Origin of the sequence: Eubacterium sp. MSJ-13, assembly GCF_018918235.1 — a bacterium.
In the GTDB taxonomy this organism is placed as follows: Bacteria; Bacillota; Clostridia; order Lachnospirales; family Lachnospiraceae; genus Butyribacter.
Map to the genome: position 1 here is coordinate 1 of NZ_JAHLQE010000028.1, position 24,142 is coordinate 24,142.

Genomic DNA, 24,142 nt, shown 5'->3' on the forward strand with positions numbered 1-24,142 from the left:
CACATCCATTTGTGGAATATTTTAAATTCCTTAAGCAGTTTGAGGATGAGAATACAGTGGCGAAATACACGATACCTGCCCCTGCACAGATGTATCAGCAGATGATAGTTCCTCAGAATATAGAAAAGACAAGAGAGTTTTATGCAACGGATGATGAGCTTATCCAGGATATAGGAACAGCATATCAGAAAGTTATCGCACAGTTTTATGAGGCAGGATGCCGTAATCTTCAGTTTGATGATTGTACATGGGGTGCGATTGTAGGGGATGCCGCAAAACAGAGATATAAATCTCTCGGACTTGATATTGAGGATGTAAAGGCACAGCTTTTGAAAGTAAATAATCTTGCACTTGAAAAGAAACCGGAGGATATGGTTATTACATCACATATTTGTAGAGGTAATTATCATTCTACATTCTTTACAAGCGGATCTTACGATTCAGTTGCAGATTATGTATTTGCACAGGAAAATGTTGATGCACTTCTTTTAGAGTATGATGATGAGAGATCCGGCGGTTTTGCTCCACTTGCAAAAGTTTCACCTGATAAGAAAGTCGTACTTGGTCTTATAACAACTAAGAAACCTGAACTTGAGGACAAGGAAGCTGTAAAGGCAAGAATTGAGCAGGCTGCAAAATATATTCCACTTGACCGTTTATGTTTAAGTCCACAGTGCGGATTTGCTTCATGTGAGATTGGAAATAAACTTACGGAAGAACAGCAGTGGGCGAAACTCGCACTTGTAAAAGAGATAGCAGAGGAAGTTTGGAAATAAGGAAAGATTACTGTTAAAGTAAAATAGACAGAGGTTTTAATAGCTGTTACTGTTTACACTATAATCAGGCAATTGAGAAACTAATTATATATCGTGTTATGAGCAAGTATCAGAGTGGATTGCGAATATCCACTTGACTCATGGATATATAATATATGGAAGTTTTTCAAATGTCTGGAAATATATAGATGAACGGCAGATGAAAACCTCTGTCTGTTTTTTTGCCTTTTTGTGAGGTAGAAAATAAAAATAAGCAGTGTTATAATATTTGCAGTAAAGGTATTACATATTTTGGAGGCAGAAATTTATGGATGAAAGATTAAAAAGACAGCTTGATTTTGCGTTGGAGATAGATAAGGAAAAAAATATATTCAGACAGACACATCTGTCAGGACATGGCAGAAACGAAAATGATGCAGAACACGCATGGCATATGGCGATCATGGCATATCTTTTAAAAGAATATTCAAATGAGCCTGTGGATATTGGAAAGGTTATGTTCATGTGCCTGATACATGACATAGTGGAGATAGATGCAGGTGATACATATGCGTACGATGCTGAAAATCTTAAGACGCAGAAAGCAAGGGAAGATGCGGCAAAAGAGAGGATATTTTCGATACTCCCTGATGAGCAGAAAGATGAACTTATAAAGCTGTTTGATGAGTTTGAAGAATTTGAGACAGCGGAGTCAAAATTTGCTCATGCAATGGACAATCTTCAGCCTTTAATTTTAAATAACAGTAATGGTGGCAGTGACTGGAGGGAACATGGCGTGACGGCAGAGCAGGTGTATGGCAGACAGAGTAAGACAAAACTTGGTTCTAAGCGGCTGTATGAAGTTACTGATAAATTGATAATGGAGAATATTGATAAAGGTAATATAAAAGAGGATACTACACAAAAATAGATTTTTGACGATATCTAATATAGTAGATATTTTTATAAGCTAAGTCTGTTTGGAAAAATAATTTATGTTTATGAGTTATTATAAAAATCAGAAAGGGGTGTAGTGAGTAATGAGAGTGGAAACTTTAAACCAAAGTGTGCAGTTTACAAGTGTAAATACAGTTAATGCAGTGAATAAAGATTTTCGTGAGGTATTGGATTCAGAAGCCATCAGTACTAAATTGAACGCTGAATTAAGAAATATGACAAAGCAGTCATTCTATAAAGTGCCATACAGCAATTACAAAAAGAGTACCATCAGTATTGGTCAAGCTTCGGAGGATGAAATGTTTACAAAGCTGATAAAAAATGCAAAACAAAAAACATATGTTGATACAAATAAATGGTAAAGCATGTAATATATTTTTTATTAACAAAATTTTTTTCGGATATGGTTTGGATAAGTGGATGGAATAATAAATAATAGTAAAAATCGTATTTGGTGCAGAAAAGATTGTATTTCGTGCAGAGATTATTGATAATATAGAAAAATCTGTTATGCAATTTTTGAAAATTTGTGTAAGATTGACAGGGAGGAAAGAACATGATGTACAATCCACAGCTTGATACATTTATATGTGTTGCTGAATCTGGAAGTTTCAGTAAGGCTGCCGAAAAAATGTTTATTACTGCACCGGCGGTGATAAAACAGATAAATTCTCTGGAGGGCAGTCTTGGTTTGCAGCTTTTTGACCGCACTCACAGGGGACTTAGCCTGACTGAATCGGGAAAGTCTTTATATAAGGATGCAGAGTATGTTATTAAATATTGTAAAGAGTCTGTTATCAGGGCAAAAAATGCAATGTCGGGCGATGAGAATATTATAAGGGTTGGAGTATCTCTTATGACATCGCCACAGGTATTTGTGGATCTGTGGCCAAAAATCCATGAGAATATACCGGATATGAAATTTCAATTAGTGCCGTTTGAAAACACTCTGGAAAATGCGAAAGAAATATTGGGGAACTTAGGGCAGAATATAGATGTAGTTGCGGGGATATTTGATGACACCATGCTAAAATTGCGAAAGTGTAATGGAATAGAACTTACGAGACAGAAATTTTGTCTGGCGGTTTCTGTCAAACATCGGCTTGCGGACAGAGAAATGTTGGAGTTATCGGATCTCAAAGGTGAAAAACTTATGTTGATGCATAGGGGATGGAGCAACTATGTTGATATGCTTCGTGATGAATTGTGGAGAGAGCATCCCGAAATAGAAATAGAGGATTTTGATTTTTACAATGTTGATATTTTTAATAAATGTGAGAATGAGAATAAAATGCTTTTGGCGGTAAAAAGCTGGGAGAATGTCCATCCTCTTATGAGAGTTATTCCTGTAGATTGGAATTATGGGATGTCATTTGGGTTGCTCTATTCAAAAGAGCCGTCAGAAAAGGTCAAAAGACTTTTGAAAGCGATAAAACAGGTAAAAGGGATAATACATAAAGCGGAATATAAGGTGCAGCTATAACCTTTGGGTTAATACTGAATAACAAAACGGGACTTCTTATGAAGCCTCGTTTTTTGTATTATATAAAAAGAATAAGCTGACCGAGCGAAAGCAAGGGATGTTTATTGAAAAAGTCAGGAAACAAGCTGGTTATAAAAAATAATTAACGGGAGGAAGATGATTTGAAAAAATTATTATCATTATTATTATCAGTAACAATGGTGGCGGTTTTGCTTGCCGGATGCGGTGCGACAACGGACACATCGGTCACAAAGACAAAGCAGTCATCGAAAACAACATCAGTAAGAAGTGGTAAAGATGACAAGTCAAAAGTTCTTGTGATTTATTATTCTGCAACAGGTTCAACAAAAGCCGTTGCACAGACGATAGCGAAAACGACAGGAGGAGATTTATTTGAACTTGTTCCGACTAAGCCATACAGTGACGATGACCTTGACTGGACAGACAAGAACAGCAGAGTTTCAAAGGAAAATAAAGATACAAGTTTGAGAGATGTTGAGCTTGAATATAATTCAGTTGATGATTTTGATTCATATGACACGGTATTTATAGGATATCCTATATGGTGGGGGATTGCGGCATGGCCGGTAAACAGTTTTGTGCAGTTAAATGATTTTAAGGGAAAGGCAGTTATACCATTCTGTACTTCTACATCGTCAGGAATAGGTGACAGCGGAAAACTTCTTGAAGAACAGGCAGGAAGCGGAAAATGGCAGGAGGGAAAGAGATTTTCTTCAGGTGCATCTTCTGATGAAGTGGAGCAGTGGGTAAAAGGTTTGAATATTTAGATAGTCATTTGTAAAATTGATTATTTGTTATATCTGCACAATGGTTTATATATAGCAACAGTTTTACAAATGCACTAGATAGGAAATGGAGGATAAATATTATGAATAATTTTATTTTTGAGAATTCTACTAAAGTTTATTTTGGTAAGGACTGCGTGAAAGAGTACCTTTCGTGTCTTGCTGGAAAACATGGTGATAAGGTTTTGCTTGCCTATGGTTCCGGTTCGATTAAGAAAAATGGAATTTATGATGAGGTTAAGGATATTCTTGAGAAAGCCGGAAAGGAAATTATTGAATTTTCCGGAATTATGGCAAATCCTACCTATGAGAAAGTGCTTGAGGGTGCAAGACTTGCAAAAGACAGTAAGGCAGACTGGATACTCGGAATCGGTGGCGGTTCGGTTATGGATTGCTGCAAGGCAGTTTCGATGGCGGCGGTAAGCGAAAAAGATATATGGGATGAATACTGGGCAAAACCGGGTGTTGTCGATTTTGAACCGTTGCCGCTCGGTGTTATAGTGACGGTAGCAGGTACAGGAAGTGAATGTAACGGTGGTGCTGTCATAACAAATGAGGCTTTAAAAGTTAAGACAGGCAGGGATTATCCAAAATGCAATCCTGAGTTTGCGTTGATGGATCCTTGCTACACATATACAGTTCCTCAGAAACAGATGGTTTCAGGAAGTTTTGATATTTTATCTCATATTATGGAGACATATTTCAGTGAGCCAAATGAGGATAATGTATCGGATGATATTTCAGAAGCGCTGATGAGAAGCGTTATCAAAAACCTGCGTGCAGCGATAAAAAATCCTAAGGATTACACTGCAAGAAGCAACCTTATGTGGGCATCTACAATGGCAGAAAACCGCATAATCAAACTTGGCAAAAAATGTGACTTTGAGTGTCATCAGATGGAGCACCAGCTTGGTGCATACACAGATTGCAATCATGGATGTGGTCTTGCGGTATTGCACCCTGTTTATTACAGACATATTTATAGGGACGGACTTTCAAAATTTGTCAGATTTGCAGAAAATGTCTGGGGAATTTCAAGGGACGGAAAGAGCGACGAGGAGCTTGCCAAAGCAGGTGTGGAAGCATTGGCTGATTTTATTAAGGAAATTGGACTTCCTACGACACTTAGGGAGCTTGGACTTGAATCGGATGATGGCTTAAAAGAGATTGCCGAGTCTTGTAATATTGCACCGGGAAGTTATAAAAAAATGACTCATGAGGAGATTTATGAAATCTTTAAGGAGAGTTTTTAAATGCAATATGTCAAAATAGTATTATGCGTATTATTGTGTATAATATCACTCACCGGATGCGGAGACAAAAAAAGTAATAGTGTTGTAAATTCAGATTCTTCATCAAATGACAGTGAGACGGTAGAAATGAAACAGAAAAATGATGATAAAAAAGAGACGGGACAACAGTCGGAATATACATTAAAATCAAAGGTTATGGATGTTATAAATGATTCTGTTTTTGGAGATTATGGAAGATTGATTTTTCCGGTTGACATGGACATAAGTAAAAATCTGACTTTAGAAAATGTTAAAACAATACTGCCGTGGTACAGTGAGATAAATCCTCAGAAAACAGTTGAGCTTGTCAATTATATGAAGAAGCGTGCAGGTGATGGAGATACGATTTTTTATGACATCTATACCGAAAAAGAAAAGAAAGCAGATCCGGATAAGGCTGACACAGGGTTGTTTTTCTTTAAGGGAAAAGCAGGGGCAAAGACGGCAATCGTTAATGCAGGCGGAGGATTTATGTATGTTGCAGGAATACATGACAGTTTTCCACAGGCTCTTGAATTATCTAAAAAAGGATATAATGCGTTTGCGTTAATCTATCGACCGGGTGCTCAGACTGCTTGTGAAGATTTGGCAAGGGCAATAGCTTTTCTTCATGAAAATGCAAAAAAACTTGAGATAGACATGAGGGATTATTCACTCTGGGGTGGTTCTGCCGGAGCAAGAATGGCTGCATGGCTTGGAAGTTATGGAACCGGAAATTTTGGAGAAAAGGATTATCCTGCTCCTGCTGCTGTTATCCTGCAATACACAGGACTTTCAGAGGTGACGGGAAATGAACCTCCGACTTATGCCTGTGTAGGAACGAGTGATGGAATTGCATCATACCGCAGTATGGAAAGATATATTGCTAATATTAAAAGAAATGGTACAAATGCAAAGATAGAGGTGTTTAAAGGATTGTCACACGGATTTGGGCTGGGCGAGAAAACGGTGGCAAAAGATTGGCTTAATAATGCAGTAGATTTTTGGAAAAACAATATGAAGTAATAGTGTGAGAAAAACATATATGCAGGATTTTAGCATGAAAAATCCGATTTTTCACACCAAAGATTTGTGCTTTGCACAAATTTGCTATGTGTAAAAAACAGCGCGGGGATGGTGGTTGATATGAACAAAAGGCTTATGTTTAGGATTTTTATTGATATATGCATGACGGTATGTCTGCTGCTTCTAATGCCGTATAGTCTGCTTAGTGAAACGGCACATGAGTGGATAGGTATGGCGATGCTTGTATTATTTTTGGCACATCATTTTTTTAATATAAAATGGCTCCATAACATCACAAAGGGCAGATACCAGATTTTTCGCGTAGTACAGACATTGCTTGTCGCAGCGATGATAGTGCTTATGGCTGGTTCTATGGTAAGCGGAATATTATTGTCAAACCATTTGTTTAAAGCGGTCAGGGTAGTCAAGTTGTCAGCATGGGCTAGACAGGTTCATATGTTTTGTGCATACTGGGGATTTGCTGTTATGTCTGCACACCTCGGCATACATTGGAATATTGTTGTAAATATGACTGGAAGATTATTTAAGAAACCGTCAGCAGTACGCAGGTATATTGCAAGATTTGTGGCTATCATCGCAGCCGGTTACGGTATTTATGCTGCTGATAAGAGACAGATACCAGATTATCTTTTAATGAAAAATCATTTTGTATTTTATGATTATACGGAAAGCGTTGTCTTTTTTATAGCAGATTATATCGCAGTGATGATACTGATTGCGTTTGTAAGTTATTATTTAGGAATTAAATTGAGAAACATATCTTATAAAAGGGCAGTATAAAAAATTCATATATACAATATTTTTCAAAATAAAGATTTGTGTCTGAGCAGACTTGATAAATGAAAAAATTGCTTAGAAATTAGGATTAATATAACTTGAAAAGAAAGCAGGTGAAAGGTTGGAAACAAGAATACTTGGAAAAGATTTGGAGGTTTCTGCCGTTGGTCTTGGCTGCATGGGAATGAGCCATGCTTATGGCAGACCGTTTGATAAGAAAGAGGCAGAACTTCTTTTAGAAAAAGCAGTGGAGATGGGCTGCACATTTTTTGATACGGCGGAGGTGTATGGGACGGCTGATGACCCGCATCACAATGAAAAGCTGATAGGAGAAATATTAAAACCTCACCGAAATCATATTAAGATTGCATCAAAATGCGGTATCAGGTTTGATGAGACGGCAGAGGGTGTAAATAAGCCGCTTATTCCTGATGGCAGACCTGAGACGATAAAGAAATCGATTGATGGTTCGTTAAAGCGGCTTCAGACGGACCATTTGGATTTATACTACATACACCGTATTGACAATAAAGTTCCAATAGAGGAGACGGCAGGAGCCATGAAAGAACTTATGGAACAGGGAAAGATTTTGCACTGGGGACTCTCAGAAGCAAAGGAGGACATAATAAGGCGCGCCCATAAAGTGTGTCCGGTTACAGCAATTCAGAACAGATATTCAATGATGTATCGTGATTATGAAGCTCTGTTTCCTGTTCTTACGGAATTAAATATCGGGTTTGTTGCATTTTCTCCATTAGCTAACGGTTTACTGACGGCGAGATACAATAATGCTGCGGAGTTTAGTGAAAGTGGAGATTACCGTAAGGTTATGCCGCAGTTCTCAGAAAGCGGAATAAAGGAAAATGAAAAATTTCTTGCATGGATAGAGGAAACTGCAAAAGCTAAAAATGTCACACCGGCACAGATTTCTCTTGCATGGATGCTTGCAAAAAAGCCGTGGATAGTACCGATTCCGGGAACCAGAAAAATCGAGCGTCTTGAAGAAAATTTATTATCGGCAGAAGTAAAACTGACACAGAAAGAAGTAAATGAGATAGACAGTATGTTAGAGAAAATACCTATGTCGCAGGTGTTTGGTGGTTCTAAAGTCGAACGCAACCATTGACAGGTCGCAAAGCGACTGCATTTATGAGCAAACAGCGAAAGCGGATTGTGAATGTCAACTTTAATGACATTTAGAATATAGTAATGTTGCAAATATAAATTTTAATATAAAAGTTAAGGATATTAAGCGGGAGGTAAAGAAATTTATTTTCCGCTTTTTAGAAAAGGATATATAAATGAGGACAAATATAATAAGAGCATTGATTATCGCAATGGCGGCTTTTTCGTGTACTGCCTGCGGTTCTGCAAAAAAAGATAGTAACAATAACCTTGAAAGTGGAATTTCTGCAATACAGAAAGCATCCGAAGTAAAAAAGGATAGTGATAGTATGGATAAAAACGAAAATAAAACAGATGACCTTAGAGAGGGAACATCATCACAGACAGTGGCAACACCTAAAGATTTTCCTAAAGACTATGACTATGGAAGTGGTCAGATAACGGGCTGGTCAAGAGAGGAAATGTTAAAAAAAATGCCGGCTCCTAGGGAAAATGAAACTGTATTAAATACGAAACCGGATTCCGAAAAAATACAGGCTCTTTATTTATGGGAAGAAGGAAAAGCTCCTGCAAAAACAAAGTTTACAAAAGACATGACAGGTTATTTTGACGAGTGGGACTTCAGACCATATGTAACTGCAATTCCTGTTAAAAGCGGGGTAAAACCGAAAGGTGCAGTGGTATTGATGGCTGGCGGTGCATATCAGTTTCGTGGCAATTATACAGATTCTTTGCCGACCGCAGCAGCTTTAAGAGAATATGGATTTCAGACATTCATTGTTGATTACAGGCTTGAACCATACAGTCAGGAAGAAGGAGCATTAGATGTGGCAAGAACGGTAAGATTTATCAGGAAAAATGCAGATGTTTATGGAATTGACAAAGATGATATAGCAGTTATGGGATTTTCGGCAGGAGGTATTCAGGCAGGAGAATTTCTGATGCATTATGATGAAAAGGTGACGGGAGTAGAATTAGATAAAAGTTATGTACCCGATGAACTTGATAAAATTCCGGCACACGCATCGGCAGATGGAATGATATATTCATTTTATGGCAGGCTCAGTGTTGGAAATATGGATAAGACATGGCTTGCCGAAGGCAATCTGCCACCGACTTTTTATGTGTATGGAACAGAAGATCCGTTTTATGACCAATTTGAACAGCAGTATAAAGTAATAAGAAAAATGGGAATAAAAACAAAGCGTATAGTATTAAACGGATGGCCGCATGGATTTGGGGCAGACGGCGGCTGGGTAAAAGATTACGCCGCATGGCTTCAGGATATATTTAATTCATAGTATTTAAATATGATATATAACCAAAAGGTTAATACTGATTAACGAATGGAGACTTCCGTAAGTAATATATGCAATTTATAATAAGGGTATAAATAATTAAGGAGGTCACAGTTTATGAAACTTTTGGTTTTGAGGCACAAAAATATAATGAAAATATGATAATAGTTGCACCACAGCTTAACGACTGGGAGCAGAATTCGGCAGACCAGACGATAGCATTGACGGAATATTTTCTGAAAAATTATAAGATAGATTCATCAAAAGTATATATAAACGGTTATTCAGGCGGCGGTGAAACATTATCACTTGTACTTGGAAAACGACCTGAATTATATACAGCCGCACTTATGTGCAGTTCACAGTGGGATGGAGCATATGAACCTGTAGTGAAATCAAGAACTCCTGTTTATTTTGTTATAGGGGAAAATGATGAGTATTATAGTTCAGATCCATTTAAAAAAGCATATCAGACACTTTATGACCTTTATAAAAAAGAGGGTCTTAGCAAATGTCAGATTGATAAACTTTTGGTACTCGATGTAAAGGGAAGTGATTATTTTGCAGGAACAAAAGTAACATACCAGCATGGCGGAGGGTATTTGTTCTGCCGTGATAAAGAAATCATGGGATGGTTGTTCGATTATTAGAAAGTAGCAAAGCGGATAGCGAATATCGGCTTGATTCATTAGAAAGGGGACAAGATATTATGAAACGAAGAAAGATGGCAGCGTTGCTTATGGCGGCGATTATGACAATGGGACTTGTGACAGGCTGTGGTACGGGCAGTACAGAGTCCGGTACGGCAAATAAGGAAAACTCATCTTCTGCAAACATTTCATCAGAAAGCAAAGGAACAGGCAGTAGTACAACTGCTAATGAAAGCAAAAAAACAACAGGTGGTTCAGGAAAGGTACTCGTTGTTTATTACTCAGCAACAGGAAATACAAAAGCAGTTGCGGAAAGCATAGCAGATGCAACAGGCGGTGATACATTTGAGATAGAGCCAAAAGAACCATACACAAATGATGATCTTAACTGGACGGATGATAACAGCCGTGTAAGCAAAGAGCATGATGATGAAAGTCTTAGAGATGTTGAATTGAAAACAACAACAGTCAAAAACTGGGAGTCATATGACACAGTATTTATAGGTTATCCGATATGGTGGTATGTCGCAGCATGGCCGGTAAATACATTTGTTAAAAATAATGATTTTTCAGGAAAAACCGTAATTCCATTCTGCACGTCGGCTTCATCAGGAATTGCTGACAGTGGACAGCTTCTCGCAGATATGGCAGGAACAGGAGACTGGCAGGACGGTGAGAGGTTCAGTTCGGGAGCATCTGAGTCGGAAGTGGCAGACTGGGTAAAAGAACTGGGATATGCAAAATAAGATATAAACATAGAAAGGACATAAAACTATGGATAAATTTATAAAAAGATTTGGCAGAGTAATTGCATTTTTACTGGCGATGGTACTTGTTTTTAATGTATCAGGAAATGTTAATGCAGCAAAGAAGAAAAAGACAGTTGTTATTTATTTTTCAGCTACAGGAACGACAAAATCAGTGGCAGGTAAGATAAAGAAAGCTACAAATGGAACTTTGATAGGCATAAAAGCATCACAGCCTTATACGGATGATGATCTTAACTGGAGTAATTCAAACAGCCGTGTTACTAAGGAACATGAGTCTGCATCAAGTCCTGCAAAAAGCAAAGTCAGACCTGAAATATCTAATCTTAAGCAGATACAGAAAGCTGTAAAAAGTGCGGATATTGTGTATATAGGTTACTCTATATGGTGGGGTGAAGCACCACATATTGTATATACGTTAGTTGAAAGTACAAGTTTAAAAGGAAAGACGGTTGTTCCATTCAGCACATCTTTAAGCAGTGGTATGGGTAACAGTGGCAGTAATTTAAAAACAAAAGCAATAATTTCTAAAACTACTAAATGGAATAAAGGCAAAGGTTTTTATGGGAGATCAAGTCAGAAAACAGTTGATAAATGGGTTAAGACAATAAAATAAAAATACGATAAGGACAGAAAGGAAATGAATATGAAAGTATTATTAACAAACGGAAGTCCTCACAAAGAAGGCTGTACTTACACTGCACTTAGCGAAGTGGCAGCGTCTTTAAATAAACAGGGGATTGATACTGATATATTATGGATAGGAAATAAAGCATTATCGGGATGTATTGCCTGTAAGAAATGCGTAGAGAAAAACCAATGTGTATTTGATGACAAGGTTAATGAATTTTTGAACATGGCAGAAGATTATGACGGTTTTGTATTTGGAACTCCAGTACACTGGGGAGGAGCTTCAGGAAGCATAACATCATTTATGGACAGAGTATTTTATGCAGACCTTTGTGGCGGTGGAAACAGATTTCTATTAAAGCCCGCCGCTGTTGTCACATCAGCGAGAAGGGCAGGGACAACTGCGACATGGGATCAGCTTAACAAATATTTTGGTCTTATGCAGATGCCTATCATTGCATCAAGATATTGGAACATGGTTCATGGAGCAACTCCTGAACAGGTGAAACAGGATCTTGAGGGACTACAGGTCATGCGTGTATTAGGAAATAATATGGCATATTTCCTGCGTTGCAAGGAGGCAGCAGAGAAAATGGGAATTGAAATTCCTGAGCAGGAACCTATGGTGTTTACAAACTTTATAAGGTAAAATGAAATAAAAATATATAGAAAAGAGGTTATTATTATGTCAGAAAGAAAAAATTTTGGAGCACAGCCATTCCTTTTTCCACAGCCGGTTCTTATTATTGGAACATACGATGAGCAGGGAAAAGCAAATGCAATGAATGCTGCATGGGGTGGCATTGTAGGCAGGGATGAGATAATCATTGACCTGTCACAGCACAAGACAACAGATAACATTAAACTTAACAAGGCATTTACGGTAAGTGCTGCTGATACTGAGCATATGGTAGCAAGTGATTATGTCGGAATCGTATCAGGAAAAGACGAGCCTGAAAAGATGGAAAAGGCAGGATTTACCACAGTAAAGAGTGAGTATGTCAATGCACCTGTTATCAAAGAACTTCCTGTAGCTCTTGAATGTGAACTTATAAAAGTCATAGATGACAATAAGTATCTTGGCAGAATTAAAAATGTAAGTGTGGATGAGAGCGTATTAGGAGAGGACGGAGAGATAAGTCTTGAAAAATTTGTTCCGATAACTTATGACCCGGTACACCACGGTTATTATAAACTTGGCGAAAAAGTCGGAAATGCTTTTAAAGACGGAGCGAAGTTGAAATAAGATTTTTGTTCAATAATAACAATATATAATATATGAAATATTGTTAAAAATGTCCTTTGCAATTAAATGACTTTGTTTGATAAAATAACATTTGCGCAAAAGGAAACGATATTTAAGAAGATATGACACAAACGTGCATATCTTCTTTTTTTGTGCACTTTTAGTAAAATCGGGAGGCAGAAATGAAACAAGTAATTACTATCAGTAGACAATATGCCAGTGGTGGAAGAACTATTGGAAAAATGGTAGCTAAGGAATTGGGAATACCATTATATGACACTGAAATTATTAAGGATACCATGAAAAAAACGGGTCTTTCTGAAGAAATGGTGGAGGCAGCGGAACAGAGAGTTACAAATAGTTTTCTGTTTAATCTGGCAATGGGAGTAGATGATGCACATAATCATATGAAGCAGATTGAGAAAGCAGAACATGAGATTATTCAGGGTTATGTAAAGCAGGGGGATTGTGTGATTGTGGGTCGTTCAGCTAACTTTATATTGGAAAATAAAGATTCGATCAATATTTTTGTGTTTTCAGATATAAATAATAGGATATCATATGCAGTAAATCATTATGATGTAGATGAAAAACAGGCAAAGTCAATGATTGAAAAGACTGATCGTGAAAGAAAAATGCACGCAATGAGTTTTTATGGAAAGGAATGGGGCAATAAAAATAATTACGATATTATTCTAAATTCAGGAAAACTTGGAATTAAAAAGTGTGCGGAATTAATCGTAAATGCGGCAAAATAAACAGGATGGTGAAAAAATGAATAATAATGAAGTAAAAGTACCGGCAAAACTTGCATTGTCTGTAGTTGCAGCTTGTCTGGTATCGTTTTGTGGGTTGATTACGGAAACAGCGGTGAATATAGCATTTCCGGCAGTGATGAACACATTTAGTGTGTCAACGGAAATGGTTCAGTGGCTTACAACGGGAAATCTATTGGTTGTTGCAATGATAACCCCGTTATCAGCATTTTTGCAAAAACGTTTTAAATTAAAGCAGTTATTTATATTCGGGACTATGTGCTTTATTGTAGGAACGGTAGTAGCTATTTTTTCTGCAAATTTTGCATTGTTGCTGCTTGCAAGACTTATTCAGGGAGTTGGAACAGGAATTGGTGTGCCAATCGCATTTTGCATTATTCTTGAACAGATTCCATTTGAAAAAGTAGGAACTTATATGGGATATGGTGCACTGGTATCAGCAGCAGCTCCGGCTTTAGGACCAACATATGGCGGTATTATAAATCAGATTTTAGGCTGGAGATATATTTTTGTGATTCTTATGCCTGTTTTGATATTTACGCTAATTCTCGGAACCGTAACTATAGAAGAAAAGCATGAACCTGAGAAAGTACCAATAGATATCTGGGGCATTATATTTATTATGCTGACATTTTTAGGACTTGTTTATGGATTTGCGAATATAGCAGCTTTTGGAAAGAATCCGGTTGTGGAAACTGCAGCATTTGTAATCGGAATTGCAGCATTAATATTATTTGTGAATCATTGTAGAAAATGCGAAAATCCTTTGATTGATATGAACATTTTTAAAAATATTCCATTTGTTTGTCATTTAGTAGCCTTTTTTCTGATCAATGCCATAATGCTTGGTACAAGCTTTCTTTTACCGAATTATTTGCAGGTGGCACTTTTATGTGAGTCCATGATTGCAGGATTTATGCTTCTTCCGGGAGCAGGATTAAATGCACTTATGGGACCTTTCAGTGGTGCTGCATTGGATAAGATTGGAGCGAAATTTCCAATTCTTGTTGGAACGGGACTTATGACAATAGGTGTCATATTATTTGCTATATTTGGAATGAAACTAAATACTGCAATGATTATTGGTTTTTATATTATATTTGGAATAGGATGTGGAACTGCATTTGGAAATACAATGACTGTTGGAAATTTAAGACTTCCGGTTGGTCAGAAAGCATATGGTAATACATGTTTTAATACGCTTATGCAATTTGCAGGTGCTGTGGGAACCAGTGTATGTGCGGCTTTCGTATCTGCTTCACAGATGCAGAATAATTCTTTAAGCCATGAAGTGAAAACAGCGGCAGGCTCTAGGTATGGCTTTATATTTTTACTCATACTTGCTGTTTTATGTTTGATACTTCAGATTATCGGATTTAAAAAACATGAAAAGACAGAAGAATAGATTTGACTTTTTTGAAAAACACACATATAATAATTAACGAACGAGTAGCAGACTAGCGTAAATCCAGTTTTGTTACTCGTTTTTTATGTGTGTCTTATCACGCATATTGATAAAATAATATAGTGATATAAAAAAGTGTGTAGCTTATCAGCGTAAGTCCAGCTTATTATGATAAGATTACACTTTTTTTATGCAGAAAAAAGGGGGACAAATCTTCTGCTCCTACAAGTGGCAGTCGCATTTGCTTCGCAAACAAGAAGGCTAAATCCTCTCCTCGCATTGGAGCTCGGATTTTGCTTCGCAAAACAAGGAGGATTATAATGGCAGAAAGTAACAAAATGAAAGAGATGCCTGTAAACAGGCTCATGGTGCAGATGGGAATACCTATGATACTATCTATGGCACTGCAGGCAGTTTACAATATTGTAGACAGTGCCTTCGTCGGGAATATGAGAGTTGGAAGTGAATCGGCACTTAATGCACTTACACTGGTATTTCCGGTTCAGATGCTTATGGTAGCAGTTGGAATTGGAACAGGTGTGGGAACAAATGCACTTCTTGCAAGAACACTCGGGCAGAGGGATAACAAAAAGGCGGCAAAAATTGCCGGGAACAGCCTGTTTTTGGGCATGATTATTTATGTAGTATGTCTGTTGTTTGGAATTTTTGGAGTGGGTGCATATATCTCGTCACAGACGATTGATGCGGAAGTTATTTCAATGGGAACAGGTTATCTTAGAATATGCTGTGTGATTTCTTTTGGAATTATTTTTTTCTCATTATTTGAAAAGCTATTGCAGGCAACAGGTCGTTCACTTTACTCTACAATAGGTCAGGTGGTAGGTGCTGTGGTAAATATTATTCTTGATCCAATCATGATTTACGGGATTGGTCCTGTTCCAGAGATGGGAGTAGAGGGTGCCGCATATGCTACTGTAATCGGACAGGTTGTATCGGCTGTATTATTATTCATTTTCCATATGAAATTAAATAGGGAATTTGAGCATGGAGTAAAATTCATGAAACCTGATGGCAAAATTATAAGGGAAATATATTCAATCGGACTTCCGGCAATTATTGCACAGGCATTAATGTCAATTATGGTTTATGCAATGAATCTTATTTTAAAATTTAATCCGTCAGCTCAGACAGCATATGGATTATTCTATAAGGTACAGCAGTTTGTATTGTTTCTTGCATTTGGTCTTAGAGATGCAATTACCCCTATTATTGCTTTTGCTTATGGAATGAGGAGCAAAAAGAGAATAAATGACGGAATCAAATACGGACTTGTTTATACGGCTGTACTTATGGTAGCTGGTGTTGCAATTACAGAGATTTTTCCGGGGACTTTTGCAACTTTATTTAATGCAGGACAATCAAGGGAATATTTTGTTGGGGCAATGAGGATTATCTCCATCAGTTTTATTTTTGCAGGAATAAATGTGGCATATCAGGGAATATATCAGGCTTTGGACGGTGGTATTGAGTCGCTAGTCATTTCACTTCTCAGACAATTTGTGATTATTTTACCATTGGCAGGTGTTTTTTCTATATTTGTCAGAAAGGGTCAGATGGGAGTTTCATTGATATGGTGGGCATTCCCGATAACGGAAGTCATAGCTTGTGCAGTTGGGTATGTATTTTTAAAGAGGATAGGAAAGAATAAAGTGGAAAGTTTAAGTATAAAAGCGGATGTCTGAAATGTAAAGTGTTATGAGTAAGCAGCAGAGCGGATTGCGAATATCTGATTGACTTATAGAAAGAAAAACAGACATAGTATTAAAGTCTATGTCTGTTAAAGTTTCAATTAACAAATCTACATCGTTTTTACAACTATTTTTTCATCATCATTTTGAATCTCATTTGTGCTTTTTTCTTTCTTGCGATTAATAAATAATGTTCTAAATATCAGTCTGGCAAGAGGACCTACAATAATAAGCTGTAGTGGAAATGCCATAATGAAATTTCTGCAATATGTCATAAGATAATCCGGAATAAAATTGGCGGAAATGCTATATCCATGATATACACCGATTATACTTGCAAATGCAACCTGCCATACTACAGTGAATGTCTGAATTGTAAAAATTATGAAAATAGGTCTGTCTCCAGGCTGAACAATTCTGAATGCACACATTTTAGCGAGATGGCTCGATACAAAATATGCGAGTAATCCTATGATTATATATTCTATCCACATTTCTTTTAGGGCAATTAAGAATGTGATATTTGTAAAATTTCCTGTTGCAAGTACCGTATTATATAAAGTCATAACATAGACCATCATCCATGCGGTAATAGCTGTAAAAAATATAGATTCTCCTCTTGTTCTAGGCATTGTTTTTTCCTCCATTGTATTTTTGTTTTTCTCTGCTAATTGTAATAATCATGGTTCATCCTTTCCGACAACAAAAAAGACAATAAATATACCCATCCGTCTGACAGTGGATAGGCGACATTTATTGTCTTATTAGTGTCTTTCATATTTAATTTTTTTACAACTCCTATAGTTTAGCAGAAAAATAGTATTGTAGTCAATCTGAAATTCTTCACATAGGGTAGGAATACGTTAAAATACTTTTTAAATAGATTAAAAAATGTGTTATAATTAATCATAAAGTATAAGGAGGGAACACCATGGATATTGAAATAAAAGAATACACAGAATCTGATCTTAAAGTTATGATACAAATATGGAATGAGGTAGTTGAGGATGGAATTGCATTTCCACAGGAAGAACTGCTTACACCTGAAAGTGGAAGAGAATTTTTTAAAGAACAGACATACAGTGCTGTTGCAAAGGATAAAGAAAGCGGACGAGTTTATGGGTTGTATATATTGCACCCTAATAATGTAGGAAGATGCGGGCACATATGCAATGCCAGTTATGCTGTGAGCAGTAAGTCAAGAGGATTGCATATCGGAGAAAAATTGGTTAAGGATTGTCTTATACAGGGAAGGGAACATGGATTTAGAGTATTACAATTTAATGCTGTTGTAGCTTCAAATATTCATGCAAGACATCTTTACGAGAGACTTGGATTTAAGCAGCTTGGAACAATACCGGGTGGATTTCGCATGAAAGACGGGCATTACGAAGATACCTGTCCTTATTATCATTTATTGTAAAATAAATAGAGCTTTCGATGACATAGAGTCAGTCTGGAAATCAAGATATTTTGACACAAATGCCTGGGTATTGAGATTATAAAGCTGAATTGAATAATGGAGAGAAAAGAAAGATGGAAAAACATAGTGGCGAAATCTTGAAAAAACATATATCAAATATGAATGAATTTTGTGGTGAAAATATAGGCTTTGAGCAGGGGAAAGAACAGCTTAAAATGATGCATAGATATTATGTTAAAAGATTTCCATGTCAGAAAATATTATATAAAAATCTTATTATTTTAAAAAATGAAATAAATAGTAATAAAATGTTAAGTGAAGATTATTATAAAAACACATGCCATTGGATGAAATATTTCGTTTCGTGTAGTGATAGTGAATGGAAAGAACTGTGGCAGGCAATATAAAATTTTGTCATATAAAAAATGGATAAGTCAAAGTATAAAGCAGACTTATCCATTTTTTATTATTAAAATACTATAATTATAAATCTACAAAGTACGACAAAAATTGTACAAAGTACACAAAAAAATCAAAAAAAAAATATATATATAGTAAAAGTTGACAAAATTAGATATAAATAGTATAATAACTAACTATACAATAGATTATTCAATTATAAGGGGTAGAGTATTTTGAAAAGAATACGATAGGGGGATAATTTATGAGAAATGTAATGATTGAAGGAACTGGTGCATATATTCCTGAAAATAAGGTATATAACGAACAGTTAGATGAACATTTTGAAAAAAGAGGGCTTAATGCACACAATCTTATGGAACATCTTGGCCGGAGAAAACGATATTTTATATCAGAAGATGAAACTGCCATTACAATGTGCATTGAAGCTGTTAAAGATTGTGCTGCCAAACATGAACTTGTGCTTGAAGAGTATGAGATGCTGGTGGTATGTACTGATACACCGGAATATTTATTTCCATCAAATGCGATGAGAGTGGCCGGGCTGTATGGTGAAAAGTTAAAGAATATTAAAGTTGCATTTGATCTTAACAGTAATTGTACCGGAATGGTGCAGGGATTAGATGTTGTATATAAGTATATGCAGACTTCTGATATAAAAAAGGCTCTTGTTGTTGGGTGCTTTTGCATAACGCCGATTGCTTTATGGTCAGATACTGTTGTGTATGCTACATTTGCTGATGCGGCAGCATGTGTGGCTTTAAAGGCAGAAGAGTCAGAAGTCAAAAGAGGTTTTCTGGAAACATTTGTTTCTGTAAATTCTGCATATCATGATTATATAAAATATCCTAAATGCGGTATGTCAAAAGTACCATTGCAGGCGGTAATGCCTAATCAGAAAAGATTGGAATGGAATCCATTTCCTATGGATTTTATTCCTCAACAATGGCATGATGCGATAACGCATATATTGGATAATAATTCATTAAAGGCACAGGATATAGATTATTATATATTTTCTCAATTAAGTGATGCCTACAATTTGGAGACATTAAAGTTATTGGGAATATCAGAAGAGGATAATAAGTATTATTTTGTGGGAAAGGAGTATGGTTATACAGGGAATACATGCCCTATTCTATGTTTAAACAGATTGTGGGATATATATTCAAAAGAGGGAACTAAGATAATTATATGTACAGTAGGGGCAGGTTATTCAATAATTGCACAGTTATATAAGTTTTAAGGGGGTATATCTATGAATACAAATACATCAAGTAATAAAAAAAGAATTCTTTCAGCATTAGACGAATACATAAATAAGGTTTACATACTTGTTCTTTTATTGGTTCCGGGAGCGTGCGAATGTGCAGGGCTTTCCTATACATTTTCAAAATTTATGGGATGGCTTCCTACGGTAAGCTGGGGAGCATTGATCATATTTGATATTACATGCCTGCTTTATCTGGGTATAGGGATTTATTTTATAAAAACGGGAATAGAGGGCGGATATGTTCTTGAGGACAAGTTAAGGGCTGGTAAGGTATTTCTTGTATTGATAATGTTTATACAGTTTAACTTTATCGTATATATGATACCTGCAACAGACTTCTGGGGATTTGCATTTTTCTTTGTTGTTTTAACGGCTTTCTTTTTGGATTACAGGATGGTGGCGGCAACAGCAGTGGAGATAGGTGCATCAATCGTTGTTTCGTGGTTTACTTATGGAAGTGTACATCTTCCTGCAAGAAATATAAACTTTTATGTTAATATGCTTGACAGAGTAGTCTGTGTAGCATTATCGCTGATAACGATAGTGTTATTTACTTATCTTATAAACAGATTTCTTGTCAATGCAAAAAAGGATGAGATGCAGAGAAATACAGAGCATGTTCAAAATGTTCTTGCTGCTGTGCAGAAGTTATCTGAGAGTTTATATAAGACTGGTACAACACTTTCAACAGTTTCTGGCAATGAAAGTGCGTCTGCCCAGCAGCTTGCTGCAACAAGTGAACAATTGCTTGAAGCAAGTAATTTGTTGAGTGGCAAGACTGATGAAAGTATGGAAAATCTTGGCGAATTGAATAAATGGGAATCGGTAGTTGCTGAAAATGTGAATAAAGTAGAAGACACATCAAGAAGTCTTTTGGAAAAATCAAAAGAAAATGAGGAAGTTTTAAATGGATTGTCATCAATAAATAATGAAGTGTCACAATCTATGGATGCAACTACAAATATAACAAAAAAATTGTCAGAGGCGGTTGAGGAAATAGGAGTGACATTGAATTTCATAAGCGAAATTTCATCATCTACTAATTTATTGGCATTAAACGCTTCTATTGAGGCTGCAAGGGCAGGTGAGGCAGGAAAGGGCTTTGCAGTGGTTGCCACTGAAATAGGAAAACTTGCCAACAATACACAGGATTCATTGAAAGATGTACAAGGTGTCATTGAGCGTGTACAGCAGAATGTTACAGAGATAATAACTCAGGTTGGAGAAAACTCTGAAAAGTTAGGAAAACAGAACGAATATTTTGCTAATGTATTTGAGGGAATAAGAGATATGACAAAGCTGTTAAAGATGTCTGTAGCTAATATTCAGGCGATGGGGGAGGCACATGGAGAGCAGGCGGAAGTCATAAAGAAAACAGTTCTTATAAATCAGGACATTGCAGAGAACATAAAAAATGAGAATGAACAATTCAGTACGATAAGCGCAATGGCGGAAAGTAATGCTAATGATACTACGGAGGTATCAGCACAGGCAAACTCAATAAGAGATATGGTAGACCAGATAGCACAATTACTTAAGATGGATGAATAAAAAAGGTGGACAGGATAAGTTGAATTATCTTGTCCACTTTTTTGTTATTATAGTTTTACTGCGTTTGCTTATAAATATTATTTTGTTCGTTTGCCGAACAATAATAGATTTAATTAACATTATTTTTTGTGCCGGATTTTCGCAAAAATATCATACTTAATAATAATACGCATAATTCAACGACGGGCATTACCATCCATAAACTGTTTTTACCAAAAAACAGCGGGAATGTAATGATCGCGATACTGCTGAGAATTACATTTCTAAGCAGGGATATGCATAATGATTCTTTTACGCTTAAAACTGATTGCAGATAATATGATGTTAATAAGTTTATTCCCATTGGAAGGAATGTTATAAAATATACGCGTACGCCAAGTCCTGCAATATCACGCATTTCTTTATTCAAATCCATAAATACAGTACATACTTTTTCAGGAAATAATATGCCACACGCTGAAAATACAGCTCCCATAATTATTATTGTCACAAAAGCCATGCCCTTGACCTTTTTGATGCGTTCCCATCTGCCTGCACCGTAATTTGTTGCAATTATCGGCTGGATTGACTGACCGACTCCTGTAAACAGAGAGTTAAATAATATAACACAGTTTGATATGACACTGTATACCGACAGTGCAGAATCTCCACAATATTTTAAAATCTGTATGTTAAACAGCAGTACGATAAAACCATTAGCAAATTCATTAAAAAAACTTGGAATACCATTTCCTATAATTTGCCATATGCTTGAAAAGATATGTTTTGGTTTGATAAATCTAAGGTTATTTTTATTGCTGAAAAAGTGTGATATTCCAACAACTACCTGAATTACCATACCGATAGTTGATGCAAGAGCAGCACCGCCGATTCCCATCTGCAAAGGAAAAACAAAAACGATATCAAGTACGATGTTTACAACACCGCCGAGCAATACGCCTGCCATAGCCCTGTTTGGATTATTATCAGCTCTGACAAAGATTGCCATATAATTTGAAAAAACAGCAACCGGAAGAAATATGTTTATATATTTCATATACGCCATGGCATATGGATAAAGAGTGTCATTTGCTCCCATTAACCGAAGAAGTGTTGAGATGCCAAAGCCATATATAAACCACAGTGCCAAAGCGATTACGGCTAATGTGATAAATGACAGAGTGAAGAAGCGGTTAGCTTTTTTTTGATTTCCAGTTCCTCTGTGAACGCTCATCTGAACAGAACCACCTACGCCAAATAAAATCCCTGTTGCCATTAAGATGCATAAAAGTGGTGTAGTAATACTAAGTGCTGCAAGTGCATCTGAGCCGACACCTTTTCCGATAACTATTGCATCTGTCAGTGTATAGATTGACATTACCATTGCACTGCCAAGAGATGGGATTAAGAATCGGAAATACAGTTTTTTTAAATTGTCTTTTAATAAATCCATTTGAATCCTCCTCAAAAAAATAAAGCCAGATAAGAAATTCATCTTATCTGGCTCATGGTATAATAATCATGTCCATCCGGGAATCCAAGGCTAGACCACCTTAGACACCTTGCAAGGCACATCCTATGTGCCGTCCGACTTTTGACATTATATCAGATATGTCGTGAATGTCAATGGGAAACTTGGTCTGCTATTGCATTTGTTTATAAGCATTGCCCCAATCGACCATTGAATCAAGAATAGGTTTAAGTGACTGTCCGAGTTCACTTAATGCATATTCAACTCTTGGAGGAACTTCTGGGAATACCGTTCGTGTTATAAGACCGTCAGCTTCCATTGAACGGAGACTGTCTGTAAGTACTTTCTGACTGATGCCGTCAAGGTCTCTTTTTAATTCGTTAAAACGCCAAGGACGTTGTAGCAGATTTCTTATAATAAGTAATTTCCATTTGCTTCCGATAAGTGCTACGGTTGTTGCGACAGGACATTCGGGTAATTCTTGTTTTGTAAGCATAGATATCTCCTTTCAATTTTATGTGTGTATATTATATATTGAATGTTACATCATATTATAATGTAACATTTGATATGTTGTCAATCAGTTACAAAAAGGTTACTTGAGATGTGCTATGCGTAAGGTATCGTAACATTGGTATTACTACCATTATAGTCCTGCAACACTTCTTTCTTAATAACAAAATCCCCATTTGACGTTCACATTCTGTGATACAGCAGTAATGCCTACAGCCACTACAAATACTATCAGAAATCCTAATAATACTTTTTCATCTGTTTCATAAGTATTCTCTTTGATTTATGAATAAAATTTTTATAGTTGAAGATTATTATACTAAAGCAAAATAAATATTACAATTGCATCAAATTAAAATAATAATTAGAGGTATAATATTTATGAAAGAACTTGATTTTAATTTTATTGGTCAGAGAATTAAAGAGGTCAGAACGCATAATCATCTGACACAAGAATACTTAGCAAATATGACGGGTGTAAATGTTAGCCATATCAGCAATATAGAAACAAATAAAGTCAAGGTTAGCTTGACCTTGCTTGTACAGATATGTAATGTTTTAGGCATTACAATAGATTATCTTCTTGAAAATGAATATCACAATCCAACCTCTGTTGTAGAAAAAGAACTTTTAAACACAATAAAAGATATGAAAAAAGAGAAGCAGGAAACACTTCTGCGAATTGCTAAAGTTTTGTAGGTGTTAGTCAGATTGTAATTCAAGCAAGAGTTTTAATGCATATTTCACGCCTAATTTAACACTATCAAGTAAGTCCCCCACTTCTATTGCGTAAAGCAATAAGTGGGGGTG

At 36.3% G+C, this 24,142-nt stretch carries 26 protein-coding genes; 23 read left to right on the plus strand and 3 right to left on the minus strand.

What is annotated here, in order from left to right; translation table 11 throughout:
* From KQI69_RS01395 to KQI69_RS01480, 18 genes are all read left to right on the plus strand, one after another.
* On the plus strand, positions 1-776 hold a 776-nt coding region (locus KQI69_RS01395; protein WP_216563497.1), incomplete at its 5' end, for a 5-methyltetrahydropteroyltriglutamate--homocysteine methyltransferase.
* A gap of 307 nt (positions 777-1,083) precedes the next feature.
* The gene (locus KQI69_RS01400; protein ID WP_216563498.1) at positions 1,084-1,686 is read left to right on the plus strand and encodes an HD domain-containing protein; all 603 of its coding nucleotides are present in this window, start codon (positions 1,084-1,086) and stop codon (positions 1,684-1,686) included.
* A gap of 109 nt (positions 1,687-1,795) precedes the next feature.
* Positions 1,796-2,074: a hypothetical protein gene (locus KQI69_RS01405; protein WP_216563499.1), complete on the plus strand. Its 279-nt coding sequence runs from the start codon at positions 1,796-1,798 to the stop codon at positions 2,072-2,074.
* Positions 2,075-2,271: 197 nt separating this feature from the next.
* Positions 2,272-3,195 (plus strand): LysR family transcriptional regulator, encoded by a 924-nt coding sequence (locus tag KQI69_RS01410; RefSeq protein WP_216563521.1) that lies wholly within the window; start codon positions 2,272-2,274, stop codon positions 3,193-3,195.
* 161 nt (positions 3,196-3,356) lie between these two features.
* On the plus strand, positions 3,357-3,983 hold the full coding sequence (locus tag KQI69_RS01415) for a flavodoxin (protein ID WP_253288945.1): 627 nt from the start codon (positions 3,357-3,359) through the stop codon (positions 3,981-3,983).
* Positions 3,984-4,084: 101 nt separating this feature from the next.
* Complete coding sequence (locus tag KQI69_RS01420; RefSeq protein ID WP_216563500.1) at positions 4,085-5,254, plus strand: iron-containing alcohol dehydrogenase; 1,170 nt, start codon at positions 4,085-4,087, stop codon at positions 5,252-5,254.
* Positions 5,255-6,298: an alpha/beta hydrolase gene (locus KQI69_RS01425; RefSeq protein WP_216563501.1), complete on the plus strand. Its 1,044-nt coding sequence runs from the start codon at positions 5,255-5,257 to the stop codon at positions 6,296-6,298.
* A 120-nt stretch (positions 6,299-6,418) separates the two neighbouring features.
* Positions 6,419-7,099: a DUF4405 domain-containing protein gene (locus KQI69_RS01430; RefSeq protein ID WP_216563502.1), complete on the plus strand. Its 681-nt coding sequence runs from the start codon at positions 6,419-6,421 to the stop codon at positions 7,097-7,099.
* A 118-nt stretch (positions 7,100-7,217) separates the two neighbouring features.
* Positions 7,218-8,222, plus strand: a complete 1,005-nt coding sequence (locus KQI69_RS01435; RefSeq protein WP_216563503.1) for an aldo/keto reductase — start codon at positions 7,218-7,220, stop codon at positions 8,220-8,222.
* A gap of 175 nt (positions 8,223-8,397) precedes the next feature.
* The gene (locus KQI69_RS01440; protein WP_216563504.1) at positions 8,398-9,522 is read left to right on the plus strand and encodes an alpha/beta hydrolase; all 1,125 of its coding nucleotides are present in this window, start codon (positions 8,398-8,400) and stop codon (positions 9,520-9,522) included.
* A 155-nt stretch (positions 9,523-9,677) separates the two neighbouring features.
* The gene (locus KQI69_RS01445; RefSeq protein WP_216563505.1) at positions 9,678-10,169 is read left to right on the plus strand and encodes a prolyl oligopeptidase family serine peptidase; all 492 of its coding nucleotides are present in this window, start codon (positions 9,678-9,680) and stop codon (positions 10,167-10,169) included.
* Between the two features lie 59 nt (positions 10,170-10,228).
* Positions 10,229-10,915, plus strand: a complete 687-nt coding sequence (locus KQI69_RS01450) for a flavodoxin (RefSeq protein ID WP_216563506.1) — start codon at positions 10,229-10,231, stop codon at positions 10,913-10,915.
* A 28-nt stretch (positions 10,916-10,943) separates the two neighbouring features.
* Positions 10,944-11,552 carry a flavodoxin gene (locus KQI69_RS01455; RefSeq protein WP_216563507.1) on the plus strand — a complete coding sequence of 203 codons (609 nt, stop codon included), beginning with the start codon at positions 10,944-10,946 and terminating at the stop codon, positions 11,550-11,552.
* A 30-nt stretch (positions 11,553-11,582) separates the two neighbouring features.
* Positions 11,583-12,215: a flavodoxin family protein gene (locus KQI69_RS01460; protein ID WP_216563508.1), complete on the plus strand. Its 633-nt coding sequence runs from the start codon at positions 11,583-11,585 to the stop codon at positions 12,213-12,215.
* 36 nt (positions 12,216-12,251) lie between these two features.
* Positions 12,252-12,812 carry a flavin reductase family protein gene (locus KQI69_RS01465; RefSeq protein ID WP_216563509.1) on the plus strand — a complete coding sequence of 187 codons (561 nt, stop codon included), beginning with the start codon at positions 12,252-12,254 and terminating at the stop codon, positions 12,810-12,812.
* A gap of 182 nt (positions 12,813-12,994) precedes the next feature.
* Positions 12,995-13,570, plus strand: coding sequence for an AAA family ATPase (locus KQI69_RS01470; RefSeq protein ID WP_216563510.1), 576 nt, complete (start codon positions 12,995-12,997; stop codon positions 13,568-13,570).
* A 16-nt stretch (positions 13,571-13,586) separates the two neighbouring features.
* On the plus strand, positions 13,587-14,993 hold the full coding sequence (locus KQI69_RS01475) for a DHA2 family efflux MFS transporter permease subunit (protein ID WP_216563511.1): 1,407 nt from the start codon (positions 13,587-13,589) through the stop codon (positions 14,991-14,993).
* A 320-nt stretch (positions 14,994-15,313) separates the two neighbouring features.
* The gene (locus tag KQI69_RS01480) at positions 15,314-16,696 is read left to right on the plus strand and encodes an MATE family efflux transporter (RefSeq protein ID WP_216563512.1); all 1,383 of its coding nucleotides are present in this window, start codon (positions 15,314-15,316) and stop codon (positions 16,694-16,696) included.
* Between the two features lie 116 nt (positions 16,697-16,812).
* Here KQI69_RS01480 and KQI69_RS01485 read toward each other — a convergent pair whose 3' ends face one another.
* The gene (locus tag KQI69_RS01485; protein ID WP_216563513.1) at positions 16,813-17,334 is read right to left on the minus strand and encodes a DUF2798 domain-containing protein; all 522 of its coding nucleotides are present in this window, start codon (positions 17,332-17,334) and stop codon (positions 16,813-16,815) included.
* Positions 17,335-17,633: 299 nt separating this feature from the next.
* Between KQI69_RS01485 and KQI69_RS01490 the strand changes: the two genes are divergently transcribed.
* The 4 genes from KQI69_RS01490 (at position 17,634) to KQI69_RS01505 (ending at position 21,369) form a co-directional block, all read left to right on the plus strand.
* Complete coding sequence (locus tag KQI69_RS01490; protein ID WP_216563514.1) at positions 17,634-18,125, plus strand: GNAT family N-acetyltransferase; 492 nt, start codon at positions 17,634-17,636, stop codon at positions 18,123-18,125.
* 113 nt (positions 18,126-18,238) lie between these two features.
* Complete coding sequence (locus KQI69_RS01495; RefSeq protein ID WP_216563515.1) at positions 18,239-18,532, plus strand: hypothetical protein; 294 nt, start codon at positions 18,239-18,241, stop codon at positions 18,530-18,532.
* Between the two features lie 257 nt (positions 18,533-18,789).
* On the plus strand, positions 18,790-19,791 hold the full coding sequence (locus KQI69_RS01500; protein ID WP_216563516.1) for a 3-oxoacyl-[acyl-carrier-protein] synthase III C-terminal domain-containing protein: 1,002 nt from the start codon (positions 18,790-18,792) through the stop codon (positions 19,789-19,791).
* Positions 19,792-19,803: 12 nt separating this feature from the next.
* A complete protein-coding gene (locus tag KQI69_RS01505; RefSeq protein ID WP_216563517.1) occupies positions 19,804-21,369 on the plus strand; it encodes a methyl-accepting chemotaxis protein in 1,566 nt (521 codons plus the stop codon).
* A gap of 109 nt (positions 21,370-21,478) precedes the next feature.
* On the opposite strand, the gene KQI69_RS01510 is transcribed toward KQI69_RS01505, so the two are convergent.
* Complete coding sequence (locus KQI69_RS01510; RefSeq protein ID WP_216563518.1) at positions 21,479-22,801, minus strand: MATE family efflux transporter; 1,323 nt, start codon at positions 22,799-22,801, stop codon at positions 21,479-21,481.
* Between the two features lie 190 nt (positions 22,802-22,991).
* Positions 22,992-23,315: a helix-turn-helix domain-containing protein gene (locus KQI69_RS01515; RefSeq protein WP_216563519.1), complete on the minus strand. Its 324-nt coding sequence runs from the start codon at positions 23,313-23,315 to the stop codon at positions 22,992-22,994.
* Between the two features lie 398 nt (positions 23,316-23,713).
* Between KQI69_RS01515 and KQI69_RS01520 the strand changes: the two genes are divergently transcribed.
* Positions 23,714-24,031: a helix-turn-helix domain-containing protein gene (locus tag KQI69_RS01520; RefSeq protein ID WP_216563520.1), complete on the plus strand. Its 318-nt coding sequence runs from the start codon at positions 23,714-23,716 to the stop codon at positions 24,029-24,031.
* The last annotated feature ends 111 nt before the right edge of the window (positions 24,032-24,142 follow it).